Origin of the sequence: Pedobacter sp. KLB.chiD, assembly GCF_047040275.1 — a bacterium.
Taxonomy (GTDB): domain Bacteria; phylum Bacteroidota; class Bacteroidia; order Sphingobacteriales; family Sphingobacteriaceae; genus Pedobacter.
Window position 1 is genome coordinate 1,705,916 of the sequence record NZ_CP178207.1, and the last position, 26,754, is coordinate 1,732,669.

Genomic DNA, 26,754 nt, shown 5'->3' on the forward strand with positions numbered 1-26,754 from the left:
TGCATACAGGGGAGAGCTGAAATAACGGCTACCGGTTCTGGTTTTTTTTGGCAGGTTTACCAGCCATAATTTTGAACGAGGTTTGGATCTTTATCAATTTCTGACTGGGGTATGGGCATCAGATAGTGTTTATCGGCAAAAACGCGGTTTTGTAAGGTAACAGTCTTGTAAAATACGGCCACCCCAGCAGCCTCGCTGGATACATCCAGACCTGTACTGCTGAGTTCTGCTGCCGAAGGCCGGGCGTTGAGCCCGAGAGCGGGTGCGTTATCTACCGTTCTGGCAATTAACCAGCGTCTTACGTCCCAAAACCGGTGACTTTCAAATGCGAGTTCCACACGGCGCTCATTCTGGATCCGGTTGCGCATCCCCGCCTTGGTATTGTCGGTGGCCAGAATGGGCAGGTTGGGCATGGCTACCCGGCTGCGCACCAGATTGAGGTATTGATAAACAGATTGATCTGGTGCATCAAGGTATTCATTCATAGCCTCTGCGTAGTTCAGGTATATCTCCGCCAGTCTGAAAATGGGAAAGTTGCGGGTTCCGGTACCTGAGTTGGCATTTCTGTCGTAACCGGGCGACAAAAACTTGCGGACATTGTAACCCCATGGGTTGGTGCCTGACTTGCCCGTTGCCCAGCCATCGGTTATTCCATTTCCTGCGCCATACCAGGCCAGCCTTACCGGGCGCCTGGTGGCATCAAAACGCCATACATCATACTGGAAAAATACACTGGCATAAAAACGCGGATCACGATCTTTGTACATATTCGATATATTACTTACCGTCTGAAATTTCAGGCCATCCCATAGCTGTCCACTCCAAACTCCGGTAGTGCTATAGCCCGAACCGCTCTGGTTAATGGGATAACCATTTTTCATCTCGTAAGCATCTACAAATTGCTGTAAAGGCGTTAGTTTTCCATTTCCTTTAAAAGGAGAGCCGTTAGGCAGATAATTGCCGTCAATATCTGTGGAGTTGCCCAGGATCCGCTGAAAGATGGTTTCGGTATAATCACGCGTATAAAACTGTGCCGCATAATTTTGTACCGGATTATCCGGAAAAGGTGCATATAATTTGTAAATCCCCAGATCGATCACGGCCTTTGCTGCATCCGCGGCTTTTTTCCATTTTTCTTTATCATAACTGCGGCTAAAAAGGGCTTTGCCGTCTTTGTTTTGTATGTTGGCATAAAGCGGGTTGCCATTAAACAGCGGACTGGCAGCATACAGTAAGGTACGGGCTTTTAAGGCCAGTGCTGCTCCTTTGGTCACACGACCGGTTTGGGCGGCTTCCTGCGTGAGGGGCAGTACGCCTGATATCTCGTCGCATTCTGAGGTGATGAAATTAACGATCTCATCCACCGAGTTACGTGCTACCTGCGTATCTTCCAGGTTCCCGGGGTCTACATCGTTTGAAGTGGTTATTAAGGGAACCGCTCCATAGCGTTTAAAAAGTTCAAAATAAAACTGGGCACGAAGAAAACGCGCCTCAGCTTTGTAACGGGGTTTCCAGATCGCATAATAACTTTCACGATCAAGCGGTACCGGAACCGCATCTATGCGTTTAATAAAGATGTTGGCCCTGCGGATATCCTGATATTTTCCTGACCAGTTACCGTAAGGGTTATCATTGGTGCTCCAGGCGCCAAGATTATATTTATAGGCATCTACCGCTTCGCCATTATCAAACCAGTGGTGGTAGGTTTCATCTGTTGCGGCTGTTAGGGGCGAGGTTAACTCATTAGGCAGCGCGTTGTATAAACGGGCAAGTGCCTGTTCGGTGAGGTTGATATTGTTGTACACGTCATTTTCGCTCGAATATTCGGCGGGAACCACATCCAGGTATTTTTTACAGGAGCTGCTGCTGAACAAGAGTACTGCCAGAAGCAGCTTGGTTATGTTTTTCATGGGATTATAATGAAGCATTTATTCCGAAGTTGATTACACGCATTTGAGGATAGTCTCCAAAGCCATTGGTTCGCTCGGGATCAAAAATCTTCATCTCAGACCAGGTAAAAATATTTGACCCCGTGGCAAAGGCCCTGATATTGGTGAGTCCGATTTTTTTGATCCAGGTTTTAGGCAAGGTGTATCCTACCTCCACATTTTTTAGCCTCACATAATTGGATGATCTTAGCCAGAACGTGGAGTTTTGGTTGTTATTTACATTGTTGGAAGATGATAATCTTGGCCATTTGGCATTGGGGTCAGGGTTTTGGGTGGTCCAACGCCCATCCAGATAATCAGCCAGTACAGAACTGTTGCTGGCAAATGCCCATGCAGATGTACCGGTGAGCCAGAGTTTGCCTCCGGCAGCACCCTGGAAAAGGACATTCAGGTCGAAGTTTTGATAAGTATAGGATAGCGTTAAGCCCAAAATTGATTTTGGGGTGGTTACCTGGCCCAGGTAACCTTCATCCTGACTATTGATTACACCATCGCCGTTTCGGTCGAGATACTTGATATCACCCGGGCGTACGGCGCCAAACTGCTGGGTAGGGCTGGCAGCGATATCGGCTGCATCTTTAAATAAACCGAGTGCGGTTAAGCCGTAAGCTTCGTTGATCTGTGTGCCTTTTAAGCCCCGGTAGGGTAAGGCATATGTTGGCTCTGCAGCATACTGTATCCGGTTGGTGGCATAAGAATAAGAGCCCCGTACCATCAGGTTGTGGTTGCCAAATCGTTTGCGGAAGGTAATTTCTCCTTCAAAGCCCTTGTTGTCTACAATACCGGCATTGATGGCCGGTAGATTTTGAACACCCGTTACATTCGGAATGATGGCTGCCGTGGTCAGGATTTGCGAGCGCCTTTCGGTAAAAACATCGCCGGTAAAAGCAACCTGCCCTTTAAATAATTCAAAATCGATACCAATATTGGTTTTTTTAGATTGCTCCCAGGTGAGGAACGAATTTCCGGATGCACTTTCCTGAGCGCCGGAGTAACCATCTCCATCGGCCGCCAAACCAAAGCGGTAGCCACTGCCGTTCCCGGTTTGCCAGGTACTGAGGTAGGCAAAGCGCCCTACACTGTTATCCACACCGACTATGCCGTAAGAACCCCTTAATTTCAACAGGTTTATTAATTTAGCATCTTTCATAAACGGCTCGTTGGATATGATCCACCCGGCAGACGCCGCAGGGAAAAAGCCCATACGCCGGCCCTTCATAAAATTCTCCGAGCCATTATAACCCGCATCGAATTCCAGCACATAACGCCTGTCAAATGAATAATTCACCCTGCCCACTAAGCCCAGTTGTTTATAAGGTAAGGCAGCAATGGCACCATCAGCTGTGGCGGTGGCCAGGAAACTTTGTGATTGATTATAACGGATCATACCCGAAACCACGTGTTTTTGCGCAAATGTCCTGTCGTAATTCAGATAACTCTCGAAGGTAGATTTACGGCTGCCGTTCGCAGCAATATTAAAACCGAGCAAACCATCACCCGTAGTCAGTTCTTCGTAACGACCTTTGCTCAGGTCCGTTTCGTTTTCGTTTGTGATAAAACGGTAGGTGGAATAATTTCGTTGACGGGTAATGTTTCTGAAATTCTGCGCATCATAAGCAAAACGTGTTCTAAAGCTTAACCCTTCGGTAATAAAGGGCAGTTTCAGGGTAAATCCGATAATCGAGCTTAATGTATTTTCAAAGAAACGTCCGTATCCAAACTGAGTCAGCCGGCCGTAAGGATTGGCCGGTGAATCTTTTTGCCCGGATACCGAACCGTTTGGATTGGTTAAAGGGTAAAGATAGGCTGGTGTATTGCGTATTTCAGACCAGAAGGCGCTTGCCGTTTCTGTCGGATAGTTTCGGTCGCGAACAATGTCTGAAAGGTTGAGCTCCAACTTCAGTGTAGGCAAAAGATCGATATCGATGTTGCTTCTGAAATTATACTTATTCATCACGGCATTGATGTTGTAGGCATTGAGATCATCGTATTTGTACAAGCCATCCTGTTTTAAATAGGCCATAGATACAAAATACCTCGCTGTTGAAGAACCTCCGTTAACATTGAGGTTGGCCTGGCTCATCATTGATGAGGGTTTGATCAGTTCCTCTGTCCAGTTTACATTTGGATAAAGGTACTGGTAGGTAGGGTTACTGCGGTCGCGGAATTTATTCAGGTAGGCATCCGTGTAGAGGTTGGCATTTAACCCGTCATTGTTCAGGGCTTCCCTAAATAGGGTTAGCGCATCAAATGAGTCTAGGTATTCGGGCATATTAAAAGGACGTTGTTGTGAGGTCTGTGCGGTAAGTGAAATAAGGGGTTTACCGGTTTTTCCCCGTTTTGTGGTTACCAGTACAACTCCATTTGCACCCTTCATCCCGTAAACCGCTGTAGCAGCTGCATCTTTTAAAACACTCACGGTTTCTACGTCGTTTGCATCAATACCATCGATACTGTTCTCAATCCCATCAACCAGCACCAGAGGGCTCTTGCCCTGGTAGGTACCGAACCCACGGATGTAAAGTGCAGAGCCATCGGCTCCCGGCTCGCCACTGCTCTGTATGGTTAGCAGGCCCGGTAAACGTCCGGCTAAACTGTTGGTTAAACTGGCTGTGGGCGTTCGCAACAGTTCTTTTGAGCTTACCGAAGTAAGCGCCCCGGTAACGTTGTTTTTCTGTTGGGTGCCATAGCCCACTACAACTACATCCTCTAACATGGCCTGGTTCTGGCGCAGTTTAACTGAAATAAATTCGCGTGAACCGACCGGCACTTCCTGCCGGATAAAACCCACCATGCTATAAATAAGGGTTGCATCTTCCGGAACTTTGATCAGGTAGCCGCCATTAACGTCGGTGACTGCACCAAAGCCGGTGCGGCCTTTTACGCTCACCACTACGCCTGGCAGGCCGACCCCGCTGGTGTCGGTTACGGTGCCCCTCACTTCGATATCTTTACGTGTATTGTTTATTGATGATATCTCCCGGCTGTTTTTTTGATCTGTGCTGGCATGCGCAAAAACAGCAGAACAACAGCAGATCATCATCATGAAGAACATCGCACGGAAACCCTGGGGGCCGGCAGCAGTGCTTACTTTATGGCCAAATAAAAGTTTTATCATAGCTGATTTAATTTTGTTTTTTCAATTATTGGTTTAAAATGGAGTAGAAGACAGGGGATGGTCTTTTGGCTGACCACAGTTTTTTGGGGTGTCATAAATGATAAATCTGGTTAGTGGATTAAAAAAAAGGCCAAACAGAGCCATCGTGCCGCTTTAGGGGCACCGTACTAAGTGGCGGTATTATTGGCTATTGTTCGTTGATGGGACAGGGAAGGTTAATCCCCGTACTGATGGCGGTTCCAAAATCGGGCGATCCATCTTCTTTCCAGGAAAGCTGCTGCATTCTGGCGGTTCTGGCCTGCCCGGGATCATTTGGCATACTGCGTGCATGGTAGATAAACCAGTTTTCGGTTTTCAGCGTGCCATTATCATCACGGCGGCTACTGGTGAAAAAACCATTATGCCCCGGGCCATAGACCGAATTTTTATCGCTCTTTACAAATACCTGTTTTTTGTTGATCCAGTTTTCTGCAAGTGCCGGGTCACTACCGGTTTTCAACTGGATCTGAGCCAGGCAGTAATGGTCACTACTGTACCTGCTGGCAGAGAAAATAATAAATAGCGGGCTGCTGGCGTCACGTTGGAGCATAATTGGTCCTTCGTTTACGCCTGCGCCGGGAAAAGTAGGCTCCCATTTTTCCCAGTCGTTTGTTGGTGAAGAGAGTTTGATTCGCGGTCCGCTGATGGTCCAGGGGTTAGACATGGGCGCGAGGAAGATATATTGCTTATATTTTTCTGTAGGATTTTCCCAGCCTGACCATACGAAATAGGTTTTGTTACCTACTGTAACGATTGAACCATCTATGGCCCACTGATCATTTGACGGGTCGGCTATTTTACCTTTGAAATTCCAGTTGCCCTGGGTAGGGTCGGCGTTTTCATTTTCCAGTACAAACATGCGGTTGCTATCGTTTACTCCCTTTTGTGCTGCGGCAACATAAATATACCATTTGCCCGATAAAAAATGTAATTCGGGTGCCCATAGGTCTGCCGAATGATCGGTATTTTCAGGTGGGGTCCAAACTGTTGTTTCATGAGCTGCAGCGAGTTGTGTCATGGCCTTTGTTTTGGCTATGGATATACGGTTGCCTTTGGTAGAGAGAAAATAATAGTTTCCGTCTTTCTGCGCTACAAAAGGATCGGCATGATCTCCGTTGAGCAATGGGTTTTGAAAATATTTCACCACTTTAGCCTGTGCAGTGGCGATCGAATCTCCCTGAGAAGACTTCTGACAGGCCGTAGACAAGATGGGAAGTCCTGCAGCTATCAAGATAAAAAATCTGTTTCTCATAAATCTCGTAGTGATTGTTATTTGGTTCAGCCAAAAGTAGCAATCAAAAAACGGGATCGATTAGATTCACAGCCGGCTTTGACGCAAATCAAAGTCATATAAAATATAAGCTATTGTAAATGAATGTATTATGGCTTTGTTTCACTTTAAAAATCAAAACATTTTTTGTGTTTTTGAGCATTAGAAAACTCCATGCCCGGTTTTGATGCGCGATATTGGAACGGCAATATCAGCTTAGATCATAATTTATTGTATGTTTATGTAATGAGCCGCAGGCCAACAGCATTATTCATGATAAAGAAAATTTTTGCAATTATTATTCCGCTCTTTTACATGGTTCCCGTTTATGCGCAAACTTCGAAAGCGGACAGTTTATGGAAAGTACTGAAACTGGAACTTTCAACAGAAAATCATTATATCCGTCAAAAAGAACAAAAGATCGGGGAAATGCGTAAGCGGCTTTCAGCAGTGCCCGCTGCACGGTATCTTGAACGGTACAAATTATTGTCTGGATTATTCAATGAATATAGTGCTTTCCGTTTCGATTCTGCCATTACCAATGCCAATAAGTTAATTGCCCTTTCCAAACAGTTAAGCGGTAACGAATACCTCGTTCAAAGCCAGATGGGTTTAGCTACTGTGTTGGTAAAGTCGGGTTTTTACAAGGAGGCTTTTGAAACCATTTCGGAAATAGATACCATTGGGCTTTCGGAAAAATTCCGTTATGATTATCTGAATTTACGCGGAATGCTTTTTGATGAGATAGCTGCTTATAATAAAGATGCCTACTATGCCACGGGTTACCGCAAGCTTGCCCGGAAAGAATTTGAAAAGGCGCAAAGTCTGATTAACCCCAGTGAGCTTGAAAAAACCATCAACCTCGCTTTTTCACATGGCTCAGGACAAAATAAGCAACCAGATGTAGCATTTTATTACCAATATTTATTGCATCATGATTTATCCGAACACCAGATCGCCATCATTGCCACCAGGATCAGTCATGCCTATTCGGGTGAGGATAAGCTGATGTTGCTTACACTTGCGGCAATCAACGATATCCGTTCGGCAACGAAAGAAACTTTTGCCATCTTTCTACTGGGGCAGGAACTGTTTAAAATGAACAGAAATGATGATGCTTATGTGTGTATGCAGGAAGCGCTTGATAATGCCGCTTTTTATGGGACCAGAAACAGGGCGGCACAGATCGAATCGGTATTGCCGCTCATTGCAAGCAGGTTGATAGAGGAAAAACAACATGAGAAAGAGATGCTTTGGATTGGCATTGTGTTATTTATTCTGGTGGCAATTGTTTTGCTTTTCCAATTGGTGCTTTTCCGCAAACAGATGATCCGGATTGAGCAGAATGATCTGATCATCACAGAAAAAAATACAGAACTGGAAGATGTGAATGGCAAATTATGGGAATCATCGCGGATCAAGGAAGAACTTATTGGCTTATTTTTTAAAACCTGTTCATCCTACATTGAAACGCTTGATAAAGTAAAACGCAAAGCGCAGCACAATATTAAATTAGGAAAATATCAGGATGCCACCCAGGTGCTGGGAGGTGTGCACATCCAAAAAGAGAAAATACAATTGTTTAGTACGCTGGATAGTGTTTTTTTGGCTCTTTTTCCCAATTTCGTTTCTTCGTTTAATGCACTTTTAAGAGCTGATGAACAGATTGAGTTAAAGGAAGGGGAAATGCTTACTGCCTCGCTTCGCATTTTTGCGCTGATCCGTTTAGGGGTTACCGATACCGAAACCATTGCCCGCATACTAGACTACACGGTAAATACTGTTTATACCTACAAGGCCCGCATGAAAGCAAAAGCACTGGTGCCCCCGGAGCAGTTTGAGCAAAAGATTATGGAAATTAAATTTACAGATGAACGCTGATGAAGCAAGAAGGGGCAACAATTTGCCCAACAATGATAATCAGTTAACCATTAAGGAAAAGATATTTTTCTATGGTTAAACGATGGCCCGGTATTTACGCGATGCCTTTTATATTTTGTACCCAAGTTGTTCAGGTTCGTATCAGCGTACTGCTTGTATTTTATGGGTTGCCTTTATACACCATATTTCTTTGAAATTATTCAGGGGGGAAATAATAAAATTCAATTTATTTAAACTTTAAGTAATGAACGCCCCGACATATTATCATCTTGCCGAACTGCTTTTGCACGCGTAACCTGGAGGCCGTTGGATATTTAACATCATTTACAGTGTATCTAAGAAAAGAGTGGATTCATATCTGCCTGTATGATGATCATATCTCCGGTCACGTTGCTGAAATTGCAGATCCATTTACGGTCAATTGTGCAACAGTAAATCCCGACCGTCCCTTCCTGTATGTAGGATATTGCCTAATGCTTAGGCATTATCAATTTCTGGATATTCACAAAATGGAAGAAGAATTTAACATCTCGTTACACGGATACAAACACTGAAAATTATGTCTGGTTTGGGGTCTGCTTATAGTAATAAAGCTGTATCAGCATTTATGTAAATGGACTTTTTATGATTTGTAGCATTCATAATACCGGCATGAATTTAAAATGATCGCGGCATAAAATGCGCACCAGACTTTTCTTATTTAAAGCTTACTGTTTTTGTTGAAAACAAGATGGAAAGGATCGGAGCCCGAGATAAAAAGTCGGAAAATTACAAAAAGAAGTCTGAATAGGCTAAGATAAATCAATTTGTTCAATCGTACATTTGCTAATACCTTCTATAAACTGATTAGAGGGGATTTAACCAAATATATTAGCCGAAAAATAGTGTTCAGTAATTCATATTTACTGCTATTCTACCCTTTATTGTTTGAGAAATCCAATTTGAAACAGTCAAAACTTCCCTGATTAATGCATTAATATGTATGCCTATGATGATAGATAAAGACTAAAATAACTCCCGGAAAAGAACTATTGAATATATGCGCATAGCTATTCTTTATGTTTCTCGCACTTAGGTTGGTGAAATAAATGTATGTATTAAACCAACCAACATTATCAATAAACTAACCAAATATGAAATATGAAAATAACAAAAAACTCGCCAGGAAATTGGCGTAAACAACTTACCTTACTCACCTTTAGTTCGGTACTGTTCATAAATCCCTTTGTTGAAGCTGCGGCCAACAACAGAATAATCCCTTTAAGTAACGATACCAAAGCAATCGGTATTTTTAATCCCGAACATGGCAAGTTTGATGTGAGTATACAGGGAAAAGTAACTGACCAAAACGGAAAAGCTATACCGGGTGTCGTGGTGAAACATAAAGAATCAGGAAAAGCAACGCAAACGGATAGTCAGGGTAATTACTCGCTTAGCATTACAGATCATAAAGGTACCCTTGTTTTTAGCTTTATCGGGTTCAGTACCAAAGAGGTTGTAATTGGGCAGCAGACACAAATTAATGTTCAACTGACTGATGATAACAAAAAGCTTGATGAAGTGGTTATTGTAGGTTATGGTACACAGAAAAAAGTGAACTTAACAGGAGCTGTAACGACAGTTTCTGCCAAAAGCCTTGATAATCGTCCGATAACCCAGGCCTCTCAGGCTTTATCTGGTTTGGCACCTGGTGTACAGGTACAGCAGGGCGGGGGTCGTCCGGGCAGTGATGGTGCAAGGGTAATTATAAGAGGCGTTGGTACCTTTAATGCCGGCAGCAGCCCATTGATCCTGATTGACGGGATAGCGGGTTCCTTAGATGATGTTGCACCAGATAATATTGCCACCATGACGGTATTGAAAGATGCAGCATCGGCAGCCATTTATGGTAACCGTGCGGCGAATGGTGTTATTTTGATTACAACAAAACGCGGTCAGCAAGGGAAAACCCAAATAAGTTATAACAACTATTTTGGATGGGAAAAGGTGACCAGTTTGCCTCAGTTTGTAGATTCATGGACTTATGCCGAATTAACCGGGGCAAGTGCTGATGTGGTGGCAAAATACAGAAGCGGAAGTGACCCGGACAACTTTCCGAATGTTCCGCATTTAAAAAACCTGTTAAATACCGGGTCAGGATTTCAACAGTATCACAACGTTAACGTATCAGGAGGTGAGGGTAATAATGTTTTTTATCTTTCAGGCAGTTACCGTGACCATAACGGGCTAACAGCAGAAACCAGCAATAAAAGATACGATATTCAGGCCAATATTGATACACGTATTAAAGATAACCTAAATCTTAAAACCAGTATCCTGGGTTTTTCACAGTTCCAGACACAGCCACAATCTAATGGCTCAGGCATCGGTGGGATCATTGGTTATTCCGTACGAGAACCGAATACCATTCCTGGATTAAGAAGCGACGGTACTTACGGCCATCAGGACTTTAACTCACCAGAAGCCTGGCTGGCCAGCGAAGGTTTTAATAATTTCAGGGCAAAAAATTTTTATGGCAACTCGACATTAACCTGGGATATTATACCTGGCTTGACCTTGAGCGGAACAGCAGGTTACCATTATTACACGAGTGTAAACACCACTTATATTGCTGATATTTATCTTGATAAGACAACTTATGTTGGACCTAACAGTCTTAATGTGGGTAATACAGATGGTAATGAGGTAACGCTGAATGCGCTTTTGAAATATGTAAAAAGCTTTGGTAAACATAACTTCGCTATCTTAGGCGGGTATCAGCAGGAAGCGCACCGCGATAATTATACACGATCGTTCAGAGATAAATTTCCGAATAACCTGCTTTACCAGATTGACGCCGGTGCAACAACCAATCAGCAAACATCGGGAAGCGCAAATGAATATGCTTTCAGATCTTACTTTGGCAGGTTCAATTATGATTTTGAAGGTAAATACCTGTTCGAAGCCAATGTGCGTTATGATGGCTCGTCGAGGTTTGCGCCAAAAAACAGATTTGGTGTTTTCCCTGCAGTATCTGCCGGTTGGCGACTTTCAGAAGAATCATTCATTAAAGATCACATCAATTGGATAGATGAATTAAAAATCAGGCTATCCTATGGTTCGCTGGGTAATGCCAATATAGCTAACTATCCTTACCAGTATAACATCAATACAGGTGTGAATTATAATTTTGGAGGTGTAATTGCACCAGGTGCTGCAGTAACTGCGGCTGCTAACCAGGATATTAAATGGGAAACAACCACTACCACCAATTTTGGGCTTGATTTTTCCCTATTTAAAAACAGGCTTAGTGGAACGGTGGATATTTATGACAGAACAGCCAAAGATATTTTATATCAGGTTCCGGTTTCAACCACCCTGGGGCTGGGTGCACCGATACAAAATGCCGGTTCCATTCAGAACAGGGGAGTTGAGTTAAGTTTAACTTATAATGCTAAAATTGGCAATGTTAACCTCGGTGTATCACCAAATTTTTCTTACAATAACCAAAAAGTCATCAAAATAGCAGGCGACATCCAAAGTGTAATTCCCAATTTCTTCCTGGGACAGCCTTTAAATCCAATTTATGGTTTTGTAGCCGATGGACTTTTTGTTGATGCTGCTGATGTGGCCAGCTATCCGACACAACCAAATGGTGGCGTACCGGGTAACATCAGGTTTAAAGATATCAGCGGACCTAATGGCGTTCCGGATGGTAAAGTTGATGCCACTTACGACAGACAAATTTTGGGCAATACCAATCCTAAAATTTCTTATGGTTTAAATTTAACGGGCTCCTATAAAGGTTTTGATGCATCGGTATTGTTCTCTGGTTTGGGACAATATACCGTACAGATGGGGTTTTATCAGTCTTATGCCTTGTATAACGGTGGAAACATTCAGCAATGGCAGTATGATAATGCCTGGACCATTCAAAATCCGGATCGAAATGCTAAATACCCGCGCATTGCTAACCTAAGCCAGGGTAGTGCCAATGTCCAAACAAATTCTTACTGGAACAGATCAGGTACATTTTTACGCTTAAAAAATGCGCAGATCGGTTATACCATCCCTTCAGCAACAACCAAAAAAATCGGTTTGGATAAAGTGAGGGTTTTTGCCGGTGGACAGAATATTTTTACGCTGAACAATTTTTACGAGGGATGGGATCCTGAAAATAGCCAGGGATCAGGAGATAGTCCTAACTTCTTCCCGCTAACAGCCATATATACCTTTGGTATCAATGTAAAATTATAATGTTCCAGTAAGCATGATTAAAAAAAACAAAATGAAAAATTATAGATATAAATTAACAATTATAGTGGGCAGTGCGATACTCAGCGCAATTACAGGATGTAAAAAAGATCTTTTAAACACCCAGCCACTTTCATCTATTTCTGACGCCACTTTTTGGAAAACGGCAAATGATGCAACATTAGCGTTAAATGGTGTTTATGACGTAGGAACAGGTTTTTCAGGTTATAACTTCTGGGTTCCAACCTCAATGGTTAATCTCGATTTAATGGCCGGAAATGGTTCTGAAAAGGAATCTATTCCTGATAATTTTACCAACGGCACATTAAATCCTACCTATGCCTTTGTAGGTTTTTACTATGGCAATGCCTATTCACAGATTACCCGTTGTAATAATTTTTTGGCCAATATCGGTGCAGTCAATATGGATGCTGCGCAAAAAGCAGTGATGATCGGAGAAGTAAAAACGATTCGTGCATACAACTATTTTAACCTGGCCCTATATTATGGAGATGTTCCACTGATACAAAAGTTACTAACTGTAGATGAGGCCAATTCGGTAGTGCGTACCCCTAAAGCTGAGGTTTGGGCATTTTGTGAAAATGAACTTAAAGCAGCGATAGCGGTACTGCCGTCATCAGTAAGCACAGAGCGTGCAGGTCATATGACGTCTGCAGCTGCATTGGGGATTTTAGGCCGTTTGCAGCTGGCCCAGAAAAAATGGGCTGAAGCTGCAACAACCTATAAAACCATTATCGATTTTAATTATTATCAAATTGACCCCAGGTACCGCGAACTTTTCCTGAATGCAGGAGAGAACAGCAGGGAAATCATCATGTCTACACAATACATAAAAGACACGTACAGCCACGTGCTGTTGCAATACCTTACACCCGAAACCTGGGGTGGATGGCATCAGTATTCTCCATTTAACGAACTGGTAGAGACTTATGAATGTAAAGACGGAAAAACAATTGCTGAATCGCCCTTATATGATAAAAATAATCCTTACAACAATCGCGATCCCAGGATGGACTTTAACATTATGATTCCTGAACGTACTATTTTCAGAGGTAAAGTGTATTCCGCAAAACCAGGAACCACACTTCCTGACCGATTAAATCAATATCCCGGTGTTTGGAGTGGTTATGTCATTTATAAATTCCTCGAAGATGATCCGAATGTAGCTTCAGGCTTTAATTCGGGAAATAACTTTCCGTTAATCCGGTATGCAGAAGTGTTATTGGGTTACCTGGAAGCAAAGTTAGAGTCTGGTACCGGCGTCGATCAGGCATTGTTGGATGCAACCATCAACAAAGTCAGGGGAAGGGCAGCAGTGGCCATGCCGGCTGTTACGACAACAGATCCTAATGCACTAAGAACAATTATCCGTAGAGAACGCCGGGTAGAATTTGCTTTTGAAGGAATCAGATACTTCGATTGTTTAAGATGGGGTATAATCGCTTCAGAAAATAACCAGCAATTTACCGGAATGAAATTAACGAATGATCCTGCCAACTACAAAGATTATCCTGTTAATGCAAATGGTTACTACATTTATAAGAAGCGTAATTTTATTGCAGGTAAAAATGAGCTTTGGCCAATTCCGCAATCTGAGCGTGATTTAAATAAAAACCTAACTCAAAACCCTGGTTATTAAGGTTTAAAATTAATAAAAAAGGTGAGTAGTTTAGCGTCATTTCTTCGGGAATGACGCTTTCGTATTTGAGCAGGCGTGTAAAACCAGCACCAGATGGACCGGAACATGAAAAAAATAAAAAAGAAGCCGTTTGATTTTGGTTTGCGGATATAATAATCCTACGCATTTTGGCTTTGTATTACAGGATAAAAACGAACTGTTTTTATTTTAATAAATAACGGCTCTTCCTCCATATCCGCTGAGCTATTCGTTATTTTTGCCGTAAATAATGGCTAAATAAATCATTTAATGGATAACAAATTTGCCGACCAGGCACAAATTGCGGTAGTATCCACGTTTCCTCAGCTGATGGATACCGCTTTGCGGGGAGATTTAAACGCAGCTTGCTGGCAAAGAGAACTTGAAGGCGATTTTAAGGAAATTGTATCTAAGCTCGAACTCAAAGCAAACCTGACGGAAATTTCGATGGATGATCTACAGTCGCTTAGACTTTCAGAACAAGGTGAAGTAGCCAGAGCACAGATCATAAATGATTTTCAGCTGTTAGCAGATGCTGGCGCTTCTCCTTCGCTGAATTTAATTAAAAGTTATGAGCGGGATGAAGAATTTGATTTCATTTCAACAGATGTATATTCTTTTCACGTCGACCGGTCGCCCATCGGTACCGATACTTTTTTATGTACCTATTATGGTGCGGCCAGTGAGATTTTACCGAACCATCTGGCCGAACAAAAAGTGCTTGTACCTGAGATTAGGCTAAAGCTCAAAGCGCTACATGAGGGCACAGCGGAAGAATTTGAACGCTTTTTGACGGAACATTACTTTGATCTGCATTATCAGGCCAAAGCAGGGGCAATGCCTGTAAAATTAGGATTGGGACATTTGTGGAGACTGGCTGTAGATCATCCTGCACAGTCATGTTTACCCTGTATCCACCGTGCACCGCTGGAAAAAGAGGGAGAATACCGCTTGTTGCTCATTTGCTAACCCGCTGGGTTAAGTTTTTACTGCGGTATAGCCAATAACGTTTTTTTTCAGCTGCCCGTTAACTGCCCGCCACATTCAAAATATTCCTAAGGATGCTTTTCGTCCATATAATTCAGATATATTTGCCATATGTTCAACAGCGCCATCTTTTTGCCTATCATTGTTATGGCTGGTATGGCTTATAGTATCCTGGCCAAAAAACTGACTGTTTTGGCTGCCTGCACAGGTGCTATATTGGCCTGTTTTATCTATGACGCGGCTGGTTACACCGGCGTGGCAATGATGACTGCATTTTTTATTCTGGGTTCTGCAGCCACGTCATGGCAGCGGCATAAAAAGATGGCTTCTGCTACCATAACAGAAACGAAGCGTGGGCGGACCGTACTGCAGGTACTGGCTAATGCCGGGGCTGCCGGTATAGCGGCTGCATTGATTTATTTTTATCCTTCGCTTGCTGATTTTATGCTTCCGGCTATGGCCGCTACTTTCGCATCAGCCACTGCAGATACTTTATCCTCTGAACTGGGAATGATTTATGGAAAGCGTTTTTTTAATATTATTTCGTTCAGGCCTGACCGCTGTGGGATGGATGGCGTGATCAGTTTGGAAGGTACGTTGATTGGCATTGCGGGTAGTGGTATCATTGCCACCATTTATGCGCTGGGATTGGGATGGAACATGGATTTTTGCTTTATCGTTATTGCCGGTACGATTGGAAACCTGACGGATTCTATACTGGGGGCCCTACTGGAGCGTAAAGGCATCATTGGCAATAACATGGTTAATTTTTTAAATACATTAACAGCAGCTTTGCTGCTTTCAGTGATGAAAATGCTTTTCATTTAGAAATATTTATCAGCCAAAGGGAGACGGGGAAAAATCGATGCAGTGATGTGGTTTCATTTACACATCGTTTTCAGATTGAAAATACAACAAATGCTTTGACTATCAGTACTTTGAAGCTGTTCTTCATTGATTTGTAAAATCCTTCATTAATCCTGATCAAAGTCTGTTTCAGGTGATTTATAATAAGCTTTTTTGTGATATTTATGTATTGTTTAGTTCTAAAGATCATGAAAAAAATCATTTTTGTTTTACTGCTGGCGGCCTGTGGATGTTCAGGTTACGCGCAAACCTATCAACCAATTACCAGTAAAAATAAAACCTATCAGGAAACGCTGAAAGGAGTAAGTTACACTTATAAGCAAGGAGTTGTTACGCTCAGGAATAATGGCAACTATGCTTTAGGCACGGTGAGTATTGTGGCTTCATCAAAAGTAGATAGTACCTTATTTGGTATTGCTTTATTTGAAGACGGTATCAACAAAGGAGACATTGCCAAAGCGGAAGTTTATTTTACGACCGGCCGGGGCGGGAAGGTGCATGAAGTGCCTTTAAAACAGGTTGATCAACAGAACCTGGTGTTATCTTTCGATAAGGCCACCCGGGCCGTGAAATAATCGTTTAGGGTTTCCAGATTATTGATTTGAAAATATCAGTATTGATAATGATCAGAATCGAGCGGCCCTAACAGATGATAAATATTTAACACAGGATTAATAATCGATATTTAGTTTTGCGATATAAATATTTGGTTAGTATTTATAAGTTTAGGTTAGTTGATTAAAAGAGCCCTGATGGATATCCGGGCTTTTTATATAATAGGGCTACGCCAGGTTAAACCACTGTTCAAGCTTAAGGTTAACCGCAAACATGGTTCAGAATGGATAGATATCGTTATTTCAAGCCTGTTACCATATAAACATTCTGACCAACTGCACCTTCGTAACCAAATACCAATTTATATTCGTAGAAATTTTCGATTTCACTTTTAAAAGCATCAAACGAAGGTATTTCTTTTGATGCATATTTCGGATCCCATTGAAATTTACTGCCAATTTTTAAAGTGGGTTTGTTACCGTTATTAGCATGGTTGTTGATTAATTGGCTGGGGGTGATGATGTTTTCCATATCTTAAATTTAATGATCTTATCTATATAATCTAACGGCTAACCCGCCGAAATGTTTCCTGACCCCTGTAACAATCAGGAAAACATACCGGTTTAAATCACCCTAAGTCAACAGAAAAACAACGAAAATAAGGATACATAATTCGCCAGATGGTCTCGGCATTTATATAAAATGATATAAAAACACCACATCGCCCACGTAAGCTGGTTTAGGCTGGTCTTTAATTACAAGCGTAGCCTGTATGGTTACTTTGGTAATTCCCCTTAAATTGCTGATGCACATCAGTTTGGCTTTTAACTGTACTTCATTATCCACTAAAACAGCCTGTCCAAATTTAAAACGTTCAATACCATAATTGATTTCCATCTTAATATTGCGCACATCGGCAATTTGCTTCCATAAATAAGGAATTAATGATAGCGTTAAGTAGCCATGGGCAATTGTTGCCTTAAAAGGGCCTTCATTTCTAGCCTTTTCAGGATCTGTATGTATCCATTGATGATCTAAGGTTGCATCAGCAAATCTATTGATCTGTTCCTGATCTATAGTATGCCATTGCGACACGCCTAATTCTTTACCCAGATAGGATTCGTACTCTTCGAAATTATTGATCACCAACATATATTTTATTTATAAAGTTTGTATTGATTTGAAATTCTTAGGCACAACAATCCAAGAGGTATATAGTTTCATTTACTTTTCTGTGACTTAAATTATCATCGGTTAATTTAAGCGTAATGCAGGTAACTGCTTAATTATAAGGTGTTAAGACTCGCACCGGTACAACGTGAAAAACATAAGTTGGCATGGTGTGTTCAACCAGGTTAACACCTATTGCTAAAATAAGATTATCATGGAATAAATACCGTCTAAATAATTTATTTGATATATTTAAATTAAAATTTAGATTTGTCTAAAATTATATTTAGATAATTCCTTTGTTTATGAGAATCCTATCCATTTGTTGTATTTGTTTTGTTATATCGCTAAATGCCATTGCTCAAAAGGTAACCATTAAAGGTCTAATTACTTCAGATAAAGAACCTTTAGAGGGTATCACCATTAAAGTTTTAGGTACTAAAAGTTCAACAAAATCAAACCTTAGCGGTACTTATCACTTAAATGTTACTCCCGGGATTTGTGATCTCCTTTTTTCAGGCATTGGTTACCAGTCCAAAAAAGTCAGGGTAACGTTAGCAGTAGATACGGCTATTGTTAATGCCGAATTGTTAAGTTTAGCTTCCAGTTTAAATGATGTGGTGATTACCGGGGTAAACCGGGCCACGCAATTACGGAAAAGCCCGGTGCCCATTGCCGTACTTTCTAAAAAATCGATGGACCAGAACGTAAATACCAACTTAATAGAAGCCATTGTGAAAGGAGTACCGGGCATTACGGCTGTTACCACCGGCCCAAATGTTTCCAAACCATTTATAAGGGGCTTAGGGTATAACCGCGTGTTAACTCTGTACGATGGTTTAAGGCAGGAGGGACAGCAATGGGGGGATGAGCATGGAATTGAGGTAGATGAATATGGCATTACCAGGGCAGAGGTAGTAAAAGGTCCGGCCAGTTTAACCTACGGCTCTGATGCATTGGCCGGCGTTATCAATATGATCCCCTACACCCCAAATTTTGAAGACCGAAAACTGAAAGGCGATTATACCGCAAATTATCAGAGTAACAATGGAATGATCGGTTCGTCGCTCGGACTCGCTTATGTTAAAAATGATTGGAAATATAGCTTTAGGGCTACCGGGAAAACGGCACATCATTACCGGAATAAAATTGATGGATGGGTTTACGGAACAGCTTTCAGAGAATACCATTTATCGGCCAGTGCCAGGGTTGATAAAGCCTGGGGTTTTTCTAAAACAGCACTTACCTATTACGATAACCTAATGGAAATTCCCGATGGCAGTCGGGATTCTTTATCAAGAAGATTTACCAGGCAGGTTCTGGATGACGGGGATGATATTAAAAACAGGCCCATTGTGCCAGAAAGCGATCTTCGGACCTATGCCATTAATCCATTGCATCAACACATTCAACATTTCCGGTTTTACAACACGAGTCAGTTTAAATTCGGAACGGGTGATTTAAATGTATTAATTGGCGGGCAGCAGAGCGTCAGGAGAGAATATAATCATCCTACCAGGCCAAATCAGGCGGGGCTTTACGTGGTGTTAAATACCTTTAATTACGATTTCAAATACAACCTGCCCGACTTGGCAGGTATAGAAAGTACAGTCGGGCTTAATGGGATGTACCAGGCAAACAGGAGCAAAAATGCAACAGATTTCCCTATCCCGGATTATGATCTTTTTGATATCGGCGCATTTTATTTTGCAAAGAAATCAATGGGTAAGGTAGATATTTCAGGAGGAATCCGGATCGACAGAAGAAATATCAGTTGGGATGATTTTTATGTAGGCACAAACGGGCAGACAGGTTTTGATCAACAGGTAAGTGTGGATGACCCTACCGGCAAATTGCAGTTTCCATCTTTTAACAAAAACTATTATGGATTATCCGGCAGTTTGGGCTTAACCTACAATATTTCTGAGCGGTTTTTGATTAAAGCTAACATAGCAAGGGGATACCGGGCGCCTAATATTACCGAAATCGGTTCGAACGGACTGGATCCGGGCGCACATATTGTATATTTAGGCAATAGGACGTTTAAACCGGAATTTAATCTGCAGCAAGATCTTGGCGTGATCGCCTCGTTAAAAGATGCTGATATGAGTATAGAGCTGTTTAATAATCATATTCAAAATTACATTTATCAATCGCGTTTAACCGATGTCAATGGCGATCCGGTGGTAATTGTTCCGGGAAACCTCACTTATCAGTATCAACAATCAAAAGCCAGGCTGTATGGTGCGGAGATTTCAATCAATTTGCATCCAACCACATTAAAATGGCTCAGTTTCAATAATAGTTTAGCCTATACGGTAGGATTAAATCAAAACCGGGAGTTATTGGATCAACATGGCAAGGAGGCCAGATATTTGCCTTTTATTCCGCCTTTACAGGTTCGATCGGAAATCAAAGCAACCGCACAAAAGCCTATCGGCATTTTTGATCAGCCTTACATCAAAATTGATGCGGCCTTTTTTGCCGATCAGGACAGGTTTTACGCACTTGATCAAACAGAAAGCTTTACGGCGGGTTATACTTTAATTAACGGAGGAATAGGATCAGCCTTGAAAACAAAAAAAGGAAAAACCATCTGCGATATATTTCTGCAGGCCGATAACATTTTTAATGTTGCTTATCAGTCTAATTTAAACAGATTAAAATATTTCGAATATTATAACCAATCGCCCAACGGCCGGTCAGGGATTTACAATATGGGCAGAAATTTGAGTTTTAAAATGATAATTCCACTTTAAGAGTTAAAAAAAATGCTTTTGCCGCAGATCAATAGTTTTACCGCATTTCTTTTATCCGTCATTGCGAGGAGGAACGACGAAGCAATCTTTTTAATTGAAGATATGTTATATGAAATGAACGTTAAGTGATTCTTGGCGGTCGCTGGTCCCGCTTTTCATTTCAAGTCCTCTCCCGATTGAAAAAATCGGGATGCGGGCTTTACATTGCAATCGGGTTTAAGAACAAAGGTTTGTGCACCCTTCAACCTCGCAAATGAAATGCTGTATTGGCCAATAGCCCCGGTAGCATCATTATCCAACAGCAACAAGATACGAGACAACGAAGCGTAAACCAGTCAGAAATTAGGTGTTCGGCAGAGCACTTGCGCTACAAAGATAATAAGGCTTTTTTAATCAGGAAATGGACGGTTCGTGTTTCTTGGCGGGCAATAGCCCCGATTTCACTAATAGTCCTCGCTGCGCTCCGGGCTATTCCGCTCAATCCCTTAGGTTTTAGAAACAAAGGTTTGTGCACCCTGCAACCCCACAAATGAAATACAGTTTTGGCCATTTAGCCCCCCTGCCCGTTGCAGGCGGGGGTTGCAGCGTTACCCTGCAGCAACGAGGTACGAGGAAGCGAAGCGTATAAGCGAAAAACGGGAGGGAGCTTTCTTTTTTGTACTGGCCCTGCGCTTTAAATAGGTAAAATGAATTTCAATATGATCCTCATATCTATAATCGGATAAGGGTTATTAACCTTTCGTTCTAAAGACTGTGCCTCATTTTTCCTATCTTTACCTACGCATCAACTATTAAACATATAGCTATGGAAGCCTCTTTGAGCGAACAGCGTCTGAATTTTCTAAGACAATCAATTGGTCAGGTAATCACCGGTTCGCCCTCTAACTTTATGAACTGGCTGGCCCCTGTTTTAATTAAAGCAGAGCAGGGGACATTGGTATGCCGGTATACCGTTCGTAAAGAAATGACCAACCCATATCTGATATTACATGGCGGTGTAACAGCAGGAATTATTGATGATTTGATTGGAGCAACGGTTTTTACAATGGGGTTAAATGAACGGTATACCACGGTAAATAATTACATTGATTATTTTGCTACAGCAAGTGAAGGCGACGAAATTATTGCGGAAACCTCGATCGTAAAAAGAGGACGCACCATTTTAAATCTGCAATGTGAAATATCTTTGCCGTCGAAAAAACGTTTAATTGCCAAAGGTTATTCGAACATGTTAAACATAGGTTAAGTTAAAGCACAACGCCTAAGAATAAATTATTAATTCCTTAAAATTAACAAAACATTCTCCGTGGTATATTGTTGTAAATTAACCGAAAATATAATGAGCCATGTTAGAAAATTATTCCACCCTGCAATTTGACGTGAGAGGCAAAATTTTTAAGGGATTTTGCATGCGTATTCAAGATGATTTTCATGAAACTTATGCTGTAATTTTAGACGGTTACCATTCTTTTTGCATCTGGTTAGATAATAAAACAGAAAAGTGGTGTGCTTCTAAAAATGCAGTAATTGATCCAGATGCCATTGATGAAATCATCAACCGGATATCTCCTCAAACTTCTTACTGATAGCTCATCATCATGAGGTTGAAGTATCAGTCCTGTCCTAAATTTGAAGGATATTAAAATCCCTGTTAGCGTTTATTTCTGGCAGGGATTTTTGCTATCTGCTCAACTTTTCCTTTGGTCATTGTTATATTCCAATGCCAAATAAACCATTGGCCAATACCCCAAACTTAAGCAAAAAACATATAACTAAGCGCTATTGCTGTACAAACCCCAACCAGATCGGCGAGCAGCATCGAACCGATGGCATAACGTGTATTTTTTATTCCAACCGCACCAAAGTAAACAGCTACCACATAAAATGTAGTATCCGAAGCACCCTGGAAAACTCCTGAAAGTTTACTCGCAAACGAATCTGGTCCGCTTGCTATCATGGTACTCACCATCATACCACGTGCCGCACCACCACTTAAAGGCCTGATTAAGGCGGTGGGTAAGGCATCAACAAATTTGGTATCGGCTCCAAAAAATACGAACACGCTCTTAATTCCACTCATCACCACATCAAAAGTTCCGCTGGTTCTCAGCATGCTTACCGCAACTAAAATTCCAACCAGATAGGGAATAATTTTTAACGCGGTTTCAAATCCACCCTTGGCACCATCAATAAAAGCATCAAAAACATCGATTTTTTTATATAACGCGCCCAGTACAATTAATAAAAAGATCAATAAAATGATTCCACCACTTAATAAGCCGGAAAATGATTTTATACTCTCTGCATTTAATTTGCTTACATACCAAACCAGCAAACCTATTACAGCCGAAATACCCAATACCCATGTAATGATAACCGGTTGCAGTAAATTTATTTTTTGTTTAAAGGATACAATAAGCATGGCCGCCATGGTCCCTACAAAGGTTACAATTAAACAGGGAATAAAAATATCGGTAGGGTCTTGCGCATTCTGGCTAGACCTGATGGCAATTACACTAACCGGAATTAAACATAAACCGGCCGCATGCAGGCATAAAAACATAATCTGTGAGTTGCTCGCCACGTCTTTATTGGGATTCAGCTCCTGCAAGCTTTCCATTGCTTTGATACCAAAGGGTGTAGCCGCATTATCTAAACCCAATAAATTAGCAGAGAAATTCATGATCATATGTCCCATAGATGGGTGTCCTTTAGGAATTTCGGGAAAAAGCTTTGAAAAAAAAGGACCTATAATCCTGGATAACAAACGGATGCCGCCTGCCTTTTCGGCAATGCTCATCAGGCCCATAAATAAAGCCAATGTTCCGATTAGCTTAATACAAAGGTCAACTGCTATCCAGCAGGTTTCGATAATACCATCTAACTTTAAAGGATTTAAGGGATCGGACGATTTGCCGATGACCATCCAGTTAAAGATATCGCTATGTCCGAAAAAGAAACATTTAATACTGGCTACAACAATAGCTATAATAATAAATGCCGACCAGATTCTGCTTAATGCCATTAGGATTGAGTAGTTGTTTTATTTGAAAGGGTTAAAATACCTTTTTTAGTCGAAAGTTCATAGCAGAGGAGTCCGAAGTCGGATTTTGCATACTAAATAAATGCTTTATGGTCGATAGTCAAATGGTTGATAGACTGCTTACTCAGAATACTTGACTAAGAACTATTTGCCATGAAATTATCAACTCAAAATTAAAAGGCCATGGCCAGTTTTATATACTCCTAACCATAGACTTCTGACTCCGGACTTCCGACTTCGGACTAACTAAGGTTTATCATCTGTTAATTCAAAACCCCAGGTTTTCCCTTTTTCTGTTGCCGGAATTCCACTGGTCATCCAGGCAGGAGCTTTGGCACCTTTTAAATAATAATCGAAAAATTGCTGTTCACGGATTTGAATATCCTTACGGTTTTGGCGTTGAACCAGATTATGCGCTTCGCCATTATAATTTAACATCCAAACCGGTTTGCCCAGGCGGCGTAATGCGGTAAACATTTCGATACCCTGATACCACGGCACGGCTCCATCTGCATCATTAGCCATAATCACAACGGGAGTATTGACCTTCGGAAGCATAAATAAGGGAGAATTCTCGATATATAACTCTGGTTTTTCCCAAAGTGTTGCACCAATACGGCTTTGTGTTTTTTCGTACTGGAACTGGCGGTTCATACCGGTTTCCCAACGGATGCCACCGTAAGCAGAAGTCATGTTAACAACCGGTGCACCTGCCCAGGCGGCAGCATACATATTGTTTTGGGTGATGAGGTAAGCCACCTGGTAACCACCCCAGCTTTGACCCTGGATACCAATTTTACTGCCATCTACCCAACTGTTTTTCTTTAGGCTTTCTACACCCGAATTGATAAATTCAACTGCAGATTTACCCGGATGCCCTGTTTCGTAGCTGATATCTGGTGCAAAAACCAGGTAGCCATTACTCACGAAATAGGAAATATTTAAACGGGATGGAGTAGGAGCAGGTGCCTGATACGTATATAACCCGTCTGTTAGTTTTTCATAGAAATAAGCAATCATCGGATATTTCTTGTTCGGATCGAAATTTTCAGGTTTGTAGAGAATACCTTCGGCTTTATAACCTTTTGGCGTAGTCCACTTTACCAATTCAGCTGTACCCCAATTGTAGTCTTTTTGCTGAGGGTTGGTATTGCTTAATTTGGTTTCCGTTTTGAAATCGGTAGTGAGGTAAACATTTGGCGATTCTACATAATTGGCTTTGTCGTAGATGTAAATGTCTGCATCTTTAGCTTTTATCAGATCAGAATACTTAAATTTTGCCATTACTACCAGTTCCGGTGCTTTAGCAACACCTACATTTGTGCGGTAAAAGCCGTTTTCTTTAGTCAGATTATTAAAAGCAGACAACCAAACCAATTCATTTGCTTTAACAAATTTACTGGCGTTTCTGTCTGCTCGGTCTGGCCGTACGTTTTCGTAACGGAAAGTGATGTTGTTAGCCCTTCCGAAACCGGCAGTGATATTTTTAGGTGCCGATTTTCCATCTGGTGAGAACGACCAGATATCATATTTATCATTAATCAGCACCGCTTTATCACCTTCTGTCCAGGTGGCTAGGCCATAAGCAGAAGGCAGGTCCGGTACATCATTCTCCTCATCGACAAATTTTTCGGTTAAACCAGCGGTTAAAACGGTAACCTTTCCTGTGGCGATATGATAGCTGTTCCAACTGCCCTGTTTCCGATCGAAGTAAAGGATATAATTTCCCGCCGGTGAGGCCATGGCATAGCCATTAAGGTTTTCGATGATCTTCTTTTTCTGACCGTTTTTGGTGTCAACCAGGTAGTAATCTTTCGAGGTTGAACCGCTCCACTGGGATTCTATCCGCCGGCCGTAATCAGTAGAAGCCAAAACCTGTGCTACATCACCTTCCGCCATGATATTGGCATCAGGTAATTTTACATCTGTTAGTGGAACTACTTTTGGATCGCTGCTGTAAACGTCGATCACCGCCAGGTAACTTTTTTTGCTGTCTCTTTCTGCATTTTTAAGCTGCATAGGCTGTAAATAATCGTCTTTATAATTCCATACATCAACTTTAGCCACCTCAAAATCAACAATAGTGGTATCTTTTGGTTTTTTAACAGGGGATATGCCAAAAAATAATTTCTTGCCATCTTTACTAAAAGTAATTTTACCATCTCCATTAACCGACCATTTATCCGGTAATCCGGGCATATCAAAATCAACCAGGATCTGAGCCGTGTCCAGGGTTAACGAGTTGTAATAAATGTTGTAATTTTTTATTTCCTGTTTCTCCGGACTTTGTTCGCCTACAAAGGCTACATGTTCGCTTTCTTCATCAAAAGTAAAGTTTTTGAAACTTCCCTTGCCCTTAATCAGCGTTTTTAAGTTTCCTTTTTCGGTGTTGAGTAAGAAAACGCCTTGTGGGGCCGTTTTGTCTTTTTTAGATCCGCTGCAGGCAAAAACCAACTGTTTGCCATCTTTGCTGAAAAAGTAATCAGTAACAAATTTATAGGTCTGATCCGTACCTGTTAAAAGGTTTTTCACAACCAGATCTGTTCCTTCTTCTGTTTTACCTTTTCCGGCAGGTTCATCGTCAGCAAAATCAATTTCACTGTCTTTTTTTTCTGCTGATTTCGTGTTTTTTTGCGCGGTATCGGGCTTTTCAGTTAAATAAGCCAATACACCGGTACCATCTTCGGGAAACTTAAAAGATTTTACCCGTGCAACTTTGGTTACCGTATGGCTCGTGAGGTTGGCTATGCCCAATGAATCTTTAGGTAACTCGTCTGGCTTTTTCTTTTTTATTTTTGCCTGGCGCAGATCTTTATTGAGTGGACGGATGTTAAAAACCGCAAATTTGGAATCATTGCTGAATTGCGCATTCATCCCTCTGGGAACGTTAATCTTGGTATTTGTTTTAATATTGGTAAGATATAATTGCGCATCTCCTTCCTGTTGTAAGATGCTATACATCGCCCATTGTCCATTATTTGATAATTGCTTTGCTCCTATAGATTCCCAGGTATCATATACCGAATGATTTAAGGGCTTTTTTTGTGCGAAGGCAAAGCTGACAACGAAAAACAGAATAACAGTTAATCTCTTTTGCATTTTAAGTTAATTTGTTGGTTGAATTTAATCTTCTAAAATTGGAAATTTTTAGCTTATTAAGAAACTTGTATGCCAAATATTACAATTAAAGAAGGAATTTGTAAAA

General features: G+C 41.5%; 16 protein-coding genes. 9 read left to right on the plus strand and 7 right to left on the minus strand.

Features of this window, described 5'->3' with window-relative positions:
• Positions 1–56 precede the first annotated feature (56 nt).
• From ACK1I8_RS06775 to ACK1I8_RS06785, 3 genes are all read right to left on the minus strand, one after another.
• On the minus strand, positions 57–1,910 hold the full coding sequence (locus ACK1I8_RS06775; RefSeq protein ID WP_412468580.1) for a RagB/SusD family nutrient uptake outer membrane protein: 1,854 nt from the start codon (positions 1,908–1,910) through the stop codon (positions 57–59).
• Between the two features lie 4 nt (positions 1,911–1,914).
• Positions 1,915–5,067 (minus strand): SusC/RagA family TonB-linked outer membrane protein, encoded by a 3,153-nt coding sequence (locus ACK1I8_RS06780; protein ID WP_412468581.1) that lies wholly within the window; start codon positions 5,065–5,067, stop codon positions 1,915–1,917.
• Positions 5,068–5,254: 187 nt separating this feature from the next.
• Positions 5,255–6,358 carry a family 43 glycosylhydrolase gene (locus ACK1I8_RS06785; RefSeq protein WP_412468582.1) on the minus strand — a complete coding sequence of 368 codons (1,104 nt, stop codon included), beginning with the start codon at positions 6,356–6,358 and terminating at the stop codon, positions 5,255–5,257.
• A 291-nt stretch (positions 6,359–6,649) separates the two neighbouring features.
• On the opposite strand from ACK1I8_RS06785, the gene ACK1I8_RS06790 reads away from it, so the two are divergent.
• The 6 genes from ACK1I8_RS06790 (at position 6,650) to ACK1I8_RS06815 (ending at position 16,597) form a co-directional block, all read left to right on the plus strand.
• Positions 6,650–8,257 (plus strand): DUF6377 domain-containing protein, encoded by a 1,608-nt coding sequence (locus tag ACK1I8_RS06790; RefSeq protein ID WP_412468583.1) that lies wholly within the window; start codon positions 6,650–6,652, stop codon positions 8,255–8,257.
• A 1,140-nt stretch (positions 8,258–9,397) separates the two neighbouring features.
• Positions 9,398–12,493, plus strand: coding sequence for a SusC/RagA family TonB-linked outer membrane protein (locus ACK1I8_RS06795; RefSeq protein WP_412468584.1), 3,096 nt, complete (start codon positions 9,398–9,400; stop codon positions 12,491–12,493).
• Between the two features lie 31 nt (positions 12,494–12,524).
• The gene (locus ACK1I8_RS06800; RefSeq protein WP_412468585.1) at positions 12,525–14,150 is read left to right on the plus strand and encodes a RagB/SusD family nutrient uptake outer membrane protein; all 1,626 of its coding nucleotides are present in this window, start codon (positions 12,525–12,527) and stop codon (positions 14,148–14,150) included.
• Positions 14,151–14,438: 288 nt separating this feature from the next.
• A complete protein-coding gene (locus ACK1I8_RS06805) occupies positions 14,439–15,137 on the plus strand; it encodes a DUF1826 domain-containing protein (RefSeq protein ID WP_412468586.1) in 699 nt (232 codons plus the stop codon).
• Between the two features lie 129 nt (positions 15,138–15,266).
• Positions 15,267–15,983 (plus strand): DUF92 domain-containing protein, encoded by a 717-nt coding sequence (locus ACK1I8_RS06810; RefSeq protein ID WP_412468587.1) that lies wholly within the window; start codon positions 15,267–15,269, stop codon positions 15,981–15,983.
• Between the two features lie 227 nt (positions 15,984–16,210).
• Entirely contained in the window at positions 16,211–16,597 is a 387-nt protein-coding gene (locus tag ACK1I8_RS06815) for a hypothetical protein (RefSeq protein WP_412468588.1), read from the plus strand.
• Between the two features lie 277 nt (positions 16,598–16,874).
• Here ACK1I8_RS06815 and ACK1I8_RS06820 read toward each other — a convergent pair whose 3' ends face one another.
• The gene (locus tag ACK1I8_RS06820; protein ID WP_412468589.1) at positions 16,875–17,108 is read right to left on the minus strand and encodes a hypothetical protein; all 234 of its coding nucleotides are present in this window, start codon (positions 17,106–17,108) and stop codon (positions 16,875–16,877) included.
• A gap of 162 nt (positions 17,109–17,270) precedes the next feature.
• Complete coding sequence (locus ACK1I8_RS06825; protein ID WP_412468590.1) at positions 17,271–17,729, minus strand: MaoC family dehydratase; 459 nt, start codon at positions 17,727–17,729, stop codon at positions 17,271–17,273.
• Positions 17,730–18,052: 323 nt separating this feature from the next.
• Between ACK1I8_RS06825 and ACK1I8_RS06830 the strand changes: the two genes are divergently transcribed.
• The 3 genes from ACK1I8_RS06830 (at position 18,053) to ACK1I8_RS06840 (ending at position 22,092) form a co-directional block, all read left to right on the plus strand.
• A complete protein-coding gene (locus ACK1I8_RS06830) occupies positions 18,053–20,506 on the plus strand; it encodes a TonB-dependent receptor (RefSeq protein ID WP_412468591.1) in 2,454 nt (817 codons plus the stop codon).
• Positions 20,507–21,311: 805 nt separating this feature from the next.
• A complete protein-coding gene (locus tag ACK1I8_RS06835) occupies positions 21,312–21,752 on the plus strand; it encodes a PaaI family thioesterase (RefSeq protein WP_412468592.1) in 441 nt (146 codons plus the stop codon).
• Between the two features lie 163 nt (positions 21,753–21,915).
• On the plus strand, positions 21,916–22,092 hold the full coding sequence (locus ACK1I8_RS06840) for a hypothetical protein (protein ID WP_412468593.1): 177 nt from the start codon (positions 21,916–21,918) through the stop codon (positions 22,090–22,092).
• Between the two features lie 167 nt (positions 22,093–22,259).
• On the opposite strand, the gene ACK1I8_RS06845 is transcribed toward ACK1I8_RS06840, so the two are convergent.
• Positions 22,260–23,531, minus strand: coding sequence for a nucleoside recognition domain-containing protein (locus ACK1I8_RS06845; RefSeq protein WP_412468594.1), 1,272 nt, complete (start codon positions 23,529–23,531; stop codon positions 22,260–22,262).
• A 264-nt stretch (positions 23,532–23,795) separates the two neighbouring features.
• A complete protein-coding gene (locus ACK1I8_RS06850) occupies positions 23,796–26,648 on the minus strand; it encodes a prolyl oligopeptidase family serine peptidase (RefSeq protein ID WP_412468595.1) in 2,853 nt (950 codons plus the stop codon).
• Positions 26,649–26,754 lie beyond the last annotated feature (106 nt).

Excerpts from the sequence above, each read along its gene's own strand:
- ACK1I8_RS06775 (WP_412468580.1), bottom strand. The coding sequence starts at position 1,910 with ATGAAAAACATAACCAAGCTGCTTCTGGCAGTACTCTTGTTCAGCAGC.
- ACK1I8_RS06780 (WP_412468581.1), bottom strand. The coding sequence starts at position 5,067 with ATGATAAAACTTTTATTTGGCCATAAAGTAAGCACTGCTGCCGGCCCC.
- ACK1I8_RS06785 (WP_412468582.1), bottom strand. The coding sequence starts at position 6,358 with ATGAGAAACAGATTTTTTATCTTGATAGCTGCAGGACTTCCCATCTTG.
- ACK1I8_RS06790 (WP_412468583.1), top strand. The coding sequence starts at position 6,650 with ATGATAAAGAAAATTTTTGCAATTATTATTCCGCTCTTTTACATGGTT.
- ACK1I8_RS06795 (WP_412468584.1), top strand. The coding sequence starts at position 9,398 with ATGAAAATAACAAAAAACTCGCCAGGAAATTGGCGTAAACAACTTACC.
- ACK1I8_RS06800 (WP_412468585.1), top strand. The coding sequence starts at position 12,525 with ATGAAAAATTATAGATATAAATTAACAATTATAGTGGGCAGTGCGATA.
- ACK1I8_RS06805 (WP_412468586.1), top strand. The coding sequence starts at position 14,439 with ATGGATAACAAATTTGCCGACCAGGCACAAATTGCGGTAGTATCCACG.
- ACK1I8_RS06810 (WP_412468587.1), top strand. The coding sequence starts at position 15,267 with ATGTTCAACAGCGCCATCTTTTTGCCTATCATTGTTATGGCTGGTATG.
- ACK1I8_RS06815 (WP_412468588.1), top strand. The coding sequence starts at position 16,211 with ATGAAAAAAATCATTTTTGTTTTACTGCTGGCGGCCTGTGGATGTTCA.
- ACK1I8_RS06820 (WP_412468589.1), bottom strand. The coding sequence starts at position 17,108 with ATGGAAAACATCATCACCCCCAGCCAATTAATCAACAACCATGCTAAT.
- ACK1I8_RS06825 (WP_412468590.1), bottom strand. The coding sequence starts at position 17,729 with ATGTTGGTGATCAATAATTTCGAAGAGTACGAATCCTATCTGGGTAAA.
- ACK1I8_RS06830 (WP_412468591.1), top strand. The coding sequence starts at position 18,053 with ATGAGAATCCTATCCATTTGTTGTATTTGTTTTGTTATATCGCTAAAT.
- ACK1I8_RS06835 (WP_412468592.1), top strand. The coding sequence starts at position 21,312 with ATGGAAGCCTCTTTGAGCGAACAGCGTCTGAATTTTCTAAGACAATCA.
- ACK1I8_RS06840 (WP_412468593.1), top strand. The coding sequence starts at position 21,916 with ATGCGTATTCAAGATGATTTTCATGAAACTTATGCTGTAATTTTAGAC.
- ACK1I8_RS06845 (WP_412468594.1), bottom strand. The coding sequence starts at position 23,531 with ATGGCATTAAGCAGAATCTGGTCGGCATTTATTATTATAGCTATTGTT.
- ACK1I8_RS06850 (WP_412468595.1), bottom strand. The coding sequence starts at position 26,648 with ATGCAAAAGAGATTAACTGTTATTCTGTTTTTCGTTGTCAGCTTTGCC.